Origin of the sequence: Pontibacter chinhatensis (genome assembly GCF_900113285.1) — a bacterium.
Taxonomy (GTDB): Bacteria; Bacteroidota; Bacteroidia; order Cytophagales; family Hymenobacteraceae; genus Pontibacter; species Pontibacter chinhatensis.
On sequence record NZ_FOOT01000005.1, the window covers coordinates 209430 to 221968 of the forward strand.

At 54.2% G+C, this 12539-nt stretch carries 10 protein-coding genes; 7 read left to right on the forward strand and 3 right to left on the reverse strand.

Annotated features, from left to right (window positions below; translation table 11 throughout):
- The first annotated feature begins 336 nt into the window (after positions 1-336).
- The 7 genes from BM040_RS15300 (at position 337) to BM040_RS15330 (ending at position 8333) form a co-directional block, all read left to right on the forward strand.
- Positions 337-1725: an undecaprenyl-phosphate glucose phosphotransferase gene (locus tag BM040_RS15300; protein WP_092103351.1), complete on the forward strand. Its 1389-nt coding sequence runs from the start codon at positions 337-339 to the stop codon at positions 1723-1725.
- Complete coding sequence (locus tag BM040_RS15305; protein ID WP_245756240.1) at positions 1715-2539, forward strand: WecB/TagA/CpsF family glycosyltransferase; 825 nt, start codon at positions 1715-1717, stop codon at positions 2537-2539. Before BM040_RS15300 ends, BM040_RS15305 begins: the two co-directional genes overlap by 11 nt.
- 400 nt (positions 2540-2939) lie before the next feature.
- A complete protein-coding gene (gene rfbF, locus BM040_RS15310; protein WP_092103353.1) occupies positions 2940-3758 on the forward strand; it encodes a glucose-1-phosphate cytidylyltransferase in 819 nt (272 codons plus the stop codon).
- Between the two features lie 103 nt (positions 3759-3861).
- A complete protein-coding gene (gene rfbG / locus BM040_RS15315) occupies positions 3862-4968 on the forward strand; it encodes a CDP-glucose 4,6-dehydratase (protein ID WP_092103355.1) in 1107 nt (368 codons plus the stop codon).
- Between the two features lie 21 nt (positions 4969-4989).
- On the forward strand, positions 4990-5544 hold the full coding sequence (rfbC, locus tag BM040_RS15320; protein ID WP_092103357.1) for a dTDP-4-dehydrorhamnose 3,5-epimerase: 555 nt from the start codon (positions 4990-4992) through the stop codon (positions 5542-5544).
- A 92-nt stretch (positions 5545-5636) separates the two neighbouring features.
- Entirely contained in the window at positions 5637-6995 is a 1359-nt protein-coding gene (locus BM040_RS15325) for an NAD(P)H-dependent oxidoreductase (RefSeq protein ID WP_092103358.1), read from the forward strand.
- A gap of 66 nt (positions 6996-7061) precedes the next feature.
- A complete protein-coding gene (locus BM040_RS15330) occupies positions 7062-8333 on the forward strand; it encodes a glycosyltransferase (RefSeq protein ID WP_245756241.1) in 1272 nt (423 codons plus the stop codon).
- 26 nt (positions 8334-8359) lie between these two features.
- Here BM040_RS15330 and BM040_RS15335 read toward each other — a convergent pair whose 3' ends face one another.
- Genes BM040_RS15335 through BM040_RS15345 form a run of 3 tightly spaced genes read right to left on the reverse strand, consistent with a single transcriptional unit; the run spans position 8360 to position 12249 of the window.
- The gene (locus BM040_RS15335; RefSeq protein ID WP_092103362.1) at positions 8360-9595 is read right to left on the reverse strand and encodes a glycosyltransferase family 61 protein; all 1236 of its coding nucleotides are present in this window, start codon (positions 9593-9595) and stop codon (positions 8360-8362) included.
- Positions 9596-9636: 41 nt separating this feature from the next.
- Entirely contained in the window at positions 9637-10761 is a 1125-nt protein-coding gene (locus BM040_RS15340; protein ID WP_175491088.1) for an alginate O-acetyltransferase AlgX-related protein, read from the reverse strand.
- Positions 10762-10779: 18 nt separating this feature from the next.
- The gene (locus BM040_RS15345; protein ID WP_092103366.1) at positions 10780-12249 is read right to left on the reverse strand and encodes an MBOAT family O-acyltransferase; all 1470 of its coding nucleotides are present in this window, start codon (positions 12247-12249) and stop codon (positions 10780-10782) included.
- Positions 12250-12539 lie beyond the last annotated feature (290 nt).

Consider the following 12539-nt stretch of genomic DNA (forward strand, 5'->3'; position numbering starts at 1 on the left):
AGATTTCGTATATATAGATATCCTAATTAACGTATATTATTAAATTATTCTTTTTTAATAGAACTTGGTAAAATCATAAACCTTCCTGTTGGCACGCCCGTATTTCCCACTACACTCACAAGACCAAATGCTGCAGCTTTAGTGCTACAGTTAATGTACTTAAAAGCACGGCCTCTTCACATGAGGCCGGACTGAGCCGGAGACGCCGGCATTGCATAATGACTGTTGTAAGTAAGGAGGCAGCGGATAGGCCTGCAGGTAGCTAGTGATGATGGAACGTGAGGCAGAGACAAGATTTTCAAAGTTTACTTATGACCCCAAAATGTACTCAACCAAATGAATAGATATAGACATTACTACGGCTTTAACAGAGTACTTCTGTTGATTCTCGATATTACGCTTATCGCCTTCGCATTTAAGCTGTCAAACATGCTCCGCTACGGAAGCTTCGAGTTTGAGTATCAATACAATATCTTCTTCGTTCTGTTCGGCCTGGTGTGGTGGATCGTGTCTGGCTTCACCAACTTTATCGTGCGGGTGGACAGCATCCTGCCGATAGACAGGCGTTTGGGAAATCTTATCAACGTGTTCCTGATGCACGCGCTCATCCTGGCAAGCTGTATCGTTGTCTTTAACCTGGAGCAGCTTTCGCGCCTGCTGTTACTTTATACATACCTGTCCACCGCGTTTCTGATTGGCCTTAGCCGCCTGGTGCTGCACATGGCCGATCGCTACTTCACCGACTCCGATATGGCACACACCCGCTATGTTATAGTTGGTTCGGGTCCGGCAGCGGTTTCTTTGCAGCAAACCCTGAGCAACAACGATGAGATTGGTACCAAGTTCATGGGCTTTTTTGATGATGAGGTGGACCCAAGCAGCCCACACCAGGTGCTCGGAAGTATAGAAGACATGAAGGACTACTGCCTGCAGCACAGCATCGACGAGGTATACTATGCCAAGCCCATCATCGACTCTGAGCAGATAGAGGAGCTGACCGAGTTTGCCAATGACAACTTTATCTACCTGCGCCTTGTGCCTGATTTCAGCGCCATCGTGAAGAAGGAAGTGAACATGTACTTCTACCACAACATCCCGATGCTGAGCGTACGCAACGAGCCGCTGGAGCTGGCCTCTAACCGCATTGTGAAACGCATTTTCGACGTGGTCTTCTCCCTGGCGGTTATCCTGCTGATTTTCCCAATCCTGTTCCCCATCATTGCCCTGCTGATTAAGCTGGAGTCGAAGGGACCGGTGTTCTTTAAGCAGCTGCGCCCGGGTAAAAAGAACAGGCTGTTTGTGTGCTACAAGTTCCGCACCATGCGTGTGAACAACAACACGGAGCTGCAGGCTACTAAAAACGACCCACGCATTACCCGCTTTGGCGCCTTTATGCGCAAGACAAGTTTAGACGAACTGCCGCAGTTCTTCAACGTGCTGCTGGGCGACATGTCGGTAGTAGGGCCACGTCCGAACCTGGTGTCGCAGCTGGACCAGTACTCCAAGGTTATCTCCAAGTATAAAACACGCCACTTCGTAACGCCGGGCATTACGGGCTACGCACAGGTGAGCGGCTACCGTGGCGAGACCAAGGAAGTGCACCTGATGGAAAAGCGCGTGGAGTACGATGTGATGTACATGGCCAACTGGAGCCTGATGATGGACATGAAAATTATCTTCCTCACAGTGTGGAACATGATTAAAGGTGAAAAAAATGCTTACTGATACGACGACCCTACAAGAAAAACCTGTTGCCGCCGAGCCTCCTATAAAAGTAAAGCGTCAACTGCTCGGCTCCCTTATCTCGGCCGGCTCTTTCAACGACTTTGTGAACCATGTTTTCTGGCTCACCGATACTAAGGAATCCTCTTACGTGTGCTTTGCCAACGTGCACATGCTCATGGAAGCCCGGCAGGACAAGGAGTTCCAAAACCTGCTCAACAACGCCGACATCGCCTCGCCGGATGGGGGGCCGCTGTCGAAGCTGATGAAGCTGCTCTACGGCAAGCACCAGGACCGCGTGCCGGGTATGGACCTGATGCCGCGCCTGCTGCAGGAGGCCGAGAAGCGCGGAAAATCCGTGTTTTTCTACGGCTCCACCGACCCGGTACTGGAGGCGGTGGTAGCCCGCACCAAAGCCGATCTGCCGAACCTACGCGTAGCCGGCTATTACTCGCCGCCTTTCCGCAAGCTCACGCACATTGAGGATGAGGCCATCACGAACATGATCAATGACTCTGGCGCTGACTTGGTGTTTGTAGCCCTGGGTTGCCCGAAGCAGGAGCGCTGGATGGCAGAGCACAAAGGCAAGGTGAAGGCCTGCATGCTGGGGGTAGGGCAGGCTTACATGACCTATGCCGGGCTGGAAAAGCGCCTGCCCAAGTGGGCCCGCGACCTGAGCCTGGAATGGACCTACCGCCTGTGGCAGGAGCCGGGCAGATTGTGGAAACGTTATCTGCTCACCAACAGTAAGTTTTTGTATGAGGTAACCAAGCTGATGCTATTCGGCCGAAACAAGCGGGCAGAACTGAGCCAGTAAGTCTACGTATAGCTTTGATGCATAACGAAGCAAAGTACAATGAGATGGAGGCACTTCATCGTTCACCATTACCGTCATAAGCAGCGCTACAGCCTGTTCAGGCAATCCGCTGTGCAATTTTACGGAAAGGTGAAGTGCGGCAGAAGCAGTGCGCAGGCCATGTGCCTCTCCTCTAAACATGATGGTTTTACACGTTATGCAGGCATTACATCGGCCCATGCAGCCATTTCCAAAGCCGGGCCAGGCTCATGCGCGGCTAAGGCTGTATCAAGAAGTTCTAATTTCAATAAATCCTAATATAGAAATTCTCGTATTGAGCTTTAGGCTGCGTTGCCGGGGACAGTGCAACATTTAAGCGGCCGGAGCAAAATCTGATAACCTGAATTTTACCCTTTACAACATGAAAGCAGTTATACTTGCCGGAGGCTACGGGACCAGGATAAGTGAAGAAAGCGGCGTGCGCCCGAAGCCGATGGTAGAGATTGGTGGAAAACCGATCCTTTGGCACATCATGAAAATCTACTCCCACCACGGCATCGATGAGTTCATCATCTGCTGTGGGTACAAGGGCCACCTCATCAAGGAGTACTTCGCCAACTATTTCCTTTACAACTCTGATGTGACGTTCGATATGCGCACCAATAAAATGGAGGTGCACCAGAACAACAACGAGTCGTGGAAGGTAACGTTGGTGGACACCGGTGAGGGTACCATGACTGGTGGTCGCCTGAAGCGCGTGCGCGAGTACCTGGGCGATGAAACCTTCTGCATGACTTACGGCGACGGCGTGAGCGACGTGAATATCTCGGAAGCCATCGCATTCCACAAGCAGCAGGGCACTATGGCCACGCTGACAGCCGTGCAGCAGCCGGGCCGTTTCGGCGTATTCACGCTGGCGGGCGGTGAGACCCAGGTACGCCAGTTCCAGGAGAAGCCGAACGGGGGCGATCAGCCTTGGATTAACGGCGGTTTCTTCGTGCTGGAGCCTTCGGTTATCGACTATATCGAGGGGGACCACACTACCTGGGAGCGGGAGCCGATGGAGCACTTGGCCAAAGCAGGCGAGCTGTCGGCTTACAAGCACACCGGTTTCTGGCAGCCTATGGATACGCTCCGTGATAAGAACGTACTCGAGGAGTTGCTTAACGCCGGCAAGGCCCCCTGGTACAACATGATTAACAGTCCGAAAGAGCAGGAGGTAAGTCCTGCCATACTTTAAGCATTTTTTATAAGCAGGCATGGCGAAAGCCGCGCCTGCTTATACTTTGTGCTCAACCCTAAAGTATAACTCACGCATTGCCTGCCATACTATAAATCAGCAGATGAAGAAAGACGTTCTGCAGCGCACTTACAGCGGTAAAAAGGTTTTCCTGACCGGCCACACCGGCTTTAAGGGATCCTGGATGCTGCAAATGCTGCACCTACTGGGAGCAGAGGTGAAAGGATACGCCCTGGCCCCTGAAACAGAAGAAGACCTGTACCACCTGAGCGAAGGGGACTCCCTTTGCGAGTCGGTGCTAAGCGATATCCGAGATAAAGAGGCGTTGGAGCAAGCCATACTTGATTTTCAGCCCGACTTTATCTTCCACCTGGCCGCGCAGCCGCTGGTCAGACTTTCCTACGAGTTTCCTTCCGATACCTTTGCCGTTAATGCCATCGGCACGGCCTATGTGCTGGACGCGGTAAGGCTGCTGGAGAAGCCCTGCACCGTGGTGCTCATCACCACCGACAAAGTATACGAGAACAAGGAGTGGGTATACCCGTACCGCGAAACTGACCAGTTAGGCGGCTACGACCCCTACAGTGCCAGCAAGGCCTGCGCTGAACTGGTGATTTCCTCCTACACCCGCTCGTTTTTCCACCCCGACAAGTATGGCCAGCACCAGAAGGCTATCGCCAGCACCCGTGCCGGCAACGTAATCGGTGGCGGCGACTGGGCCAAAGACCGCATCATCCCCGATATTGTACGGGCTCTGCGGGTAGGCGAGCCGGTGACGGTGCGCAACCCCAATGCCGTGCGCCCTTGGCAGCACGTGCTGGAGCCGGTGGCCGGTTACCTGCTGCTCGGCGCCAAACTCGCCCAGGACCACAGCACGTATGGCGGTGCCTGGAACTTCGGCCCATTGGCCGGCGATAACAGCAGGGTGGAGGAACTGGTGCAAAGCGCCCTGCAGGTGTGGGGCAGCGGCGACTACGACAAACCGGAGCTGAAGAACCAGCCACATGAGGCTGGCCTGCTGAAGCTTGACATCAGCAAGGCACAGAACGTGCTGGGCTGGAACCCAAAGTATGACTCGGCGCAAGCTATTGAGCGCACCATTTCCTGGTACAAAACCTACCACGAGCAGCCGGAAAGTATAAAAGCGTATACTTTGGCCCAGATTGAGGAGTTCCTGACAGACGAGCAGCCGGTGCTGCAGGAGGGCTAAGTATACCTAAAAGTATAACCTATGATCTTTACAGAGACAAAGCTTAAAGGAGCTTACATCATCGACATAAAGAAGCTGGAGGATGACCGCGGTTTTTTCGGTCGCGCCTACTGCCAGAAAGAGTTTGAGGAATACGGCCTGAACACGAACCTGGTGCAGGCAAACGTGAGCTTCAACAAGAAAAAAGCCACCCTGCGCGGCATGCACATGCAGCTGGCCCCGCATGCCGAAACCAAGCTGGTGCGCTGCACCCGCGGCGCCATTTACGACGTGATTGTGGACCTGCGGCCGGACTCCGAGACTTACAAGCAATGGATTGGGGTGGAGTTGACGGCAGACAATTACCGCATGCTGTACGTGCCGGAGGGCTTTGCGCATGGCTACATCACCCTGGAGGATAATACGGACGTGACCTACCAGGTGACGGCCTTTTATGAGGCTAGTGCCGAGCGCGGCCACCGCTGGGACGATCCTGCTTTTAACATACAGTGGCCGCTGGAGCCGCAGCTGATTTCGGAGAAAGACCGGAATCATCCGTTACTGGAGGCTGTGGCTGAACAGACCGGAGTTTCCTGACAAAGGACCAGTGGACAAAAGACCTTTTGAAAGGCGCTTATGAACGTTATACGGGACAATCCTTTGTCTAAAAAACAGATAACACGAAGAAAATGATAATAGTAGATACAGCCTTAGCCAAGCGTGCCGCCGCCGGCAAGCCCATACGGGTGGGCATGGTGGGAGCCGGCTTTATGGCCAAAGGCGTTGCCCTGCAGATAAAGCACCACACGCCCGGTATGGAGCTGGTGGCCATCGCCAACCGCACCCCGGACAATGCCCGGCAAGTATACACAGAGGCTGGCATACAGGATGCCGTGGAGGCGAAGAGCCTGACGGAACTGGAGGAGAATATCCGTCAGGGCAAGTATAGCATCACCAACGATGCCATGCTCCTGTGCCATGCCGAAGGGATAGACGCTATCCTGGAAGTAACCGGGGCTGTGGAGCTGGGTACGCACGTAGCCATGGAGGCCATCCGCCACGGCAAGCACATCATCATGATGAATGCCGAGGTAGATGGCACTATCGGCCCAATCTTGAAAGTATACGCCGACAAGGCCGGGGTGGTGTTTACGAACGTAGACGGCGACCAACCGGGCGTGATCATGAACCTGTACCGCTACGTGAAGTCGATTGGCATGAAGCCGGTGCTGTGCGGCAACATCAAGGGCCTGCACGACCCGTATCGCAACCCAACCACGCAGGAGGGCTTCGCCAAACGCTGGGGGCAGAACCCGGCCATGGTCACTTCTTTTGCCGACGGTACCAAGATCTCGTTCGAGCAGGCGATTGTGGCCAACGGAACGGGCATGCGTGTAGCCAAACGCGGGATGCTGGGGCCATACGCACCGCAGGGCGCGAACATCCGGGAGTCAGTTAACCTGTTCCCGCTGGAAGAGCTGACGAACGGACCGGGCATTGTAGACTATGTGGTGGGCATTGCGGAGCCTGCGGGCGGCGTGTTTGTGCTGGCCACGCAGGATAACCCTGCCCAGCAGCATTACCTCAACTACTATAAAATGGGGGAGGGGCCGCTTTACTGCTTTTACACGCCTTACCACCTGTGCCACCTGGAAGTGCCACTGACCATTGCCCGCGCCGTGCTGTTTCAGGATGCCGCGTTGGCGCCGCTGGATAAGCCGTATGTAGAGGTGGTGGCTGCCGCCAAAACCGACCTGAAAGCCGGGCAAACCATCGACGGCATCGGCCATTACATGACCTACGGCCTGTGCGAAAATGCTGACGTAACGGCAAAAGAGCGCCTGCTGCCCATGGGCCTGGCCGAAGGCTGCGTGCTGAAGCGCGACATTCCGAAGGACCAGGTGCTGACCTACGACGACGTGGTGCTGCCACAGGGGCGCTTGGTGGATGCACTGCGCGAAGAGCAGAATTTATACTTTGCCGCCACTGAGGATGAAAGCCGCCATAACATTCTCAGGCACGGGCACAAAGCGGAGGCCTCGGTGTAACGAGACACACTCAAACTAAACCAGATTACCGCGCATCGCAGCCACAGGTAGCGGTGCGCATTTTTTATGATAAGTGGGGCCGCTGCCGTATGGCGCATCCCATTTATACTTTATCCTGATTTATACTTTATGCGCATACTTCAGATCCATAATTTTTACAAGCAGGCCGGCGGAGAGGACACGGTGTTGGAGCAGGAGGCGCAGCTGCTGCGGGCGCACGGCCATACAGTAGAGCAGCTTACCTTCTCCAACAACAACGTAACAAGTATAAAAGATAAGCTGCAGGCGGCGCTGGGGGTAGTATACAACCCGCAGAGCGCGCAGGTTATCAGCCAAAGTATAAAAACCTTCAGGCCGGACGTGGTGCATGTGCACAACTTCTTCCCGCTGGTGTCGCCGGGGGTGTTTTGGGTGTGCCACAAGTATAAAGTGCCTGTGGTGATGACCCTGCACAATTACCGCCTGGTTTGCCCAAGCGCGGTTTTATACTATGATGGCAAAGTGCAGCTGGAAAATGTACAGCAGCGTTTTCCCCTTAAGCCTGTTCTAAAAGGCGTTTACCGAGGCTCGAAAGTAGAGACGGCCTCCGTGGTCTTGGCTACCGGGGTGCATAAGCTGCTGGGCACCTGGCGCGAGAAGGTAAATAAGTTTATCGCCCTCACACCGGGCGCGGCGGCGCTTTTTCAGAACTCCTCCCTTCACTTAAAACCTGAGCAACTAAGTATAAAACCCAACTTTACGGAAGATCCGGGGATGGGTGCCGCCACCCGTGACGGGTACTTTTTATACTTGGGCAGACTGACCGAGGAGAAGGGTATCCGGACACTGCTGAAGACACATGCTTTGAAGCCGTTTCCGCTCCGAATTATCGGCACCGGGCCCTTGCAGGCGCTGGTGGAGGAGTATGCAGCGAAGCACCCAACGGTGGAGTATATGGGCTTCCGGCCACGGGAGGAGGCTATGGAGCAGCTTAAAAAAGCCCGTGCCCTTATCTTTCCATCGGAATGGCTGGAGACGTTCGGCATGACGGCAGTGGAGGCCTTTGCCACCTGTACCCCGGTGATTGCGTCTAAGATTGGCGGCGGAGCCCACCTGGTGCAGCACCAGCGCAATGGGTTGCACTATACGCCCGGGGACGCGCAGGAATTGGTAAAGCAAGTGGAGCTATTGCAGCAGCTACCAGATCTGGCCAGGGCGATGGGGCAAAATGCGCGCTGTGACTACGAGCGGCTTTATACCCCGGAGGCAAACTACACTATGCTGCTGCAGATTTACGAGCAGGCCATGGGTACAAAGAAAAAGCCTGCCGCAAACGTAGTTGCTGAGGCAGGCCTTTAATTTTATACTGTAGCAGAGGCGGCGTTTCAGGCCACTTCTGCTTTTTTCGGTTTCTCCGTTCGCATTTTTTCCAGAATCTCCACCACCTTATCGGTCTCCACCAACAAGTGCTCCCGCTGCCCCTGGTCGGCGTTACGCACGATCTTGTTGCTCTTGCAGATGATGTAATCGTAGTCCAGGTCCAGTTTGGTGGCGATGTCGTAGAACGGCTCAATCACAAAGCCCTCGTTAAAGATTTCGATCATCTTGGTGCCCGGCTTGCAGAAAATCATACTTATCAGCCCGGCGCCGGTCGCGCCCAACACCACCTTGGCCTTGGAGAATAGCCTGATCTTCTCTTTTATACTTAGCTTGCTCGACACGATGCTCCGGAAACCATACGGCTCCAGTTCCGCCAGCAGTTCCTGCTCGTTGAGTACGTTGCGGATGGCGGAGTCGGAGCGGCTCACGTACAGGTAAGGCGTTTCCGGGGTGATGCTGTCGGTTTCCTCCTCGGCGAAGGGCAAAAACGCCTCCTGCAGGTAATCGCACAGCCATTTCGGAACAAGCGTGTGGTTACCGCGTGGGGCTGTGGAGGCAATGATGCAGTCGGCGGCGATGTGCGGACACTTGTCCCCCTCAATCAGCTTCTCCCTCGGGATACCCAGCATGTCCAGCGTTTCGGTCTGGAAGTCGTAGCGGATGCTGGGCACATAGAACCAGTCTACTTTGTCGTAAAGGCCGCTTTCGCGCAGCAGGTGCAGGCGGGGCAGCACATCTATAAACCAGTGGCTGATGTTGTTAAGGCCCGCGCCACCCGTCAGCAGGGAGAAAACGGTGCCTTTATACTTTACCGGCGGCTTAAAGTAACGCTGCTCAAATATGTTGTTCAGGTTTGGCTCCGATACCTTACCACCGCTCAGACTCAGCGACACGTTCTCCACCAGGCGGTTATACTGCGATACCACTGCCACACTGCTCTCATTATCGGTATAAATGCGGCCGTTCGGCACCTCTACCACCATGTAGTCTGTCTCTACCTTTCTTTTGGGCTTCCAGTATTCGGAGCAAGCATCATATAGATCTTCAGAGATAAGCAGCTCTGTGGTGAGGTGGGGGTAAATCGGGTAAACTTTTATTTCGCGGGCATTATTGGCCGAGAGTTGCTCCAGGTTAATCCGGCACACGCCCCCCGGGCGGTAGTGGGTGTTGTGTGGGATGTATCTGCCAAGTATCTTCTTTAACTTCTTTTGTCCCTTCGTATAGTAAGCTTTAAGTTTCATGTGTATAGTTAGGTTTAATAGGTATTACATTCAATTTCCGGCTACTCCTCCTTGTAGTTCACCAGCAAGTGCTCTTCCGCTTCATACGGAGTTGCTTTAAGTTGTGCTACGGTGGAGTGCCTCGTTAGTAATTGGGCAGCTACTTTTACGGCTACTTCGTTCCAATGGGCATCATCCACCGGGTAAAGTTGCACTTGTTGCTGCTGGTAAAGCTCTCGGAAAGCAGGCTGCAGGTCTACGTACGCCACCCCGCGCGCGTCAAGCCGGCGCAGCAGCTGCGGCAGAAAAGTGGGCTCTTTCTGGTTGGGCAGCAGTTGGTAGTAAATATTCTCCTTGTTTGGTATGGGCAGGAAGACAAAGTGCATGCCGCGCGCCTGCAGCGCATCCCGGTAGCCTTCCAGCACATCGGCTATGCGGTCCAGTTCCTCCTCCGGATACGTACGGTTGGCATACTCGCCTTCCATGAAAAACTCGTTGTGGTAGCTGATGTACGCCTTGCGTCCCATGGCACGGTCTATCTCGGCCAGCGTGCGGCGGTAGAGCGACAGCTTGGAAATACGGTCGGCTTTTACAGTAAGGTTTGTCAGGAAAGGGGAGGAGCTGATGAGCTTACCGGTCATATTCCTGACTTTGGAGCCCAGGCTGTTGTCCCCAACCGCCGGGAGCTCGGGGATGCGGCGTTCTATACTGGATACAATCACCAGCTCAGGCGGGTTTTCCTCAAAGCGGTCGGTGGCCAGGAAACGGTTGACGGTGGCAGGGGCGAAGGAGTATACATCCCGGCCAAGGTGCTGCTCCAGCACTTCCGCCAGCGTCTCTTCCTGCGATAGCTTGGCCCCGGTAATGTTGGAGTCGCCGATGAGCAGCACGTCGTTTTTTGTGTCGCGGTTGCGGTAGCCATAGGGGTCGGTGTACCACTCTACCTGGCGCTTCCGGGCAAACGGTGTGCGCGGGGCCAGTTCGCCCTCCTCTTCCATTTGCATGTGCACGTTCGGATAAAAGGGGCCCGGCATCACGCGCATGCTGTTCACTGAAATGGTCTCCCAGATGCGGAAGGTAAAGAAGTTCATGGGCAGCACAAACACCTCTACCAGCGGCCAAAGTATAAAGGGCAGCGCCAGCAGGGTAAGTTTCCCCAGCAGTTTCTTAACACCTTTATGTTTCATGTCCTCTGCCATACTTCCTTAAAACTGAAAATAAATGAACTCCTGGTGCCCGAATTGCCCGAAGAGAAGTATGAAAACGATGGCTGTATAGTACAGGCCCCACCGCACCCAAACAGGGCGGCGCATGATAAGCTGGGAAACGCTGCCGTTGCGCTGAATAAGGTGGACGGTCTCCATGATGGCTATGGCTACCACCGACACGGCAAACACCTTCACGCCCTGGTCCATAAACACGTCGTGACTCCAGTCGAGGGCAGTGAGCTGCAGTGGGTTAGAGACTATCGAAGCGCACTGGCCCACGATGTAAAAGGCATCGCTGATGCTGTTGGCCCGGAAGAAAATCCAGCTGAAGCAGACCAGGAAGAACACGGTGAGCACCTGTACCCATTTATATACTTGGGCGTTGCTGTTGAGCCCGAGCTTTTGTACCAGGGCGTTGCGCTTCTCCTTTGTCATCATCCCAAATACCTGGTAAACACCGTGCAGGGCTCCCCATACTACAAAGGTCCAGCTGGCGCCGTGCCACAGGCCGCTCACCATAAACACGATAAACAGGTTATAGTACCAGCGCCACTTCACCACGCGGTTGCCCCCCAGCGGGATGTAGAGGTAATCGCGGAACCAGGTGGAGAGCGAGATGTGCCAGCGGCTCCAGAACTCGGGGATGGTTTTGGCAAAGTATGGGCTGCGGAAGTTTTCCATCAGCTTGATACCCATGACCTGTGCCGCCCCGATGGCGATATCAGAGTAGCCCGAGAAGTCGCAGTAAATCTGGAAGGCGAAGAACACGGTGGCGATGATGTGGGAGACGCCATCGTACTCGGTCGGGTTGTTGTATACCTGGTTCACCATCAGGGCCAGGTTATCGGCAATCACTAGCTTTTTAAAGAAGCCCCAGGCCATGCGGCGCAGGCCGGCCACCACGCGCGGGTAGCTGAACTCGTGGTACTGGCGCAGTTGCCCCAGCAGGTTGCCGGCCCGCTCGATGGGGCCCGCCACCAGCTGCGGGAAAAAGGTGACGAACAGCGCGAAGATGCCCAGGTGCCGCTCCGGCTTGATGCGCCCGTTGTACACGTCTATACTATAGCTCATCGTCTGGAAAGTATAGAAGGAGATGCCCATGGGCAGCAGCAGCTCAAAGGCAGGCATGGCGTAGGCCATGTTCAGGGCATGGGCAATGTCGCGGGCGCTCTCGTTAAAGAAGTTGTAGTATTTGAATAAGCCCAGGATGCTGAGGTTGGATATCAGGCTCAGCCACAGCCACGGCTTGCGTTTGTCCTTTTCTTCGTGGCGGCCCATCATCTGGCCGCAGAAGTAGTCTATCAGGGTAGAGAAGACAAGTATAAGGGCATATGCCGGCTTCCAGGCCATGTAAAAGTAGTAGCTGGCAAGCAGCAGGATAAGCCAACGGCGGTTAAAAGGCGTCAGGAAGTACAGGGTAACTACTACCGGGAAAAATATGAAAAATTCAGTAGAGTTGAAAAGCATACGTTCTCCAGTTTCTCAGGGTGTTCGTCTCAGGTAGCATCAGGGTCTATATGCACTGGCACGGGAGTCGGATAATGCGAGGCGTTGGGTTAACCTCTTCTGGTATTATATAGAAGTTGCACTAAAAGGTTGTCCTATTTTGGATATATTTTTTTTAATACTTTGATATTACCATGCTTAGGTTTCGCAACAGCTTGGAAAGCCACTTTTTACGGCCTCCGCGCGTGAGTGTTCATAGATGGGGTAATTTCAAAATGTACTTTTATCAGGGAATATAGGGTAAACGGCAA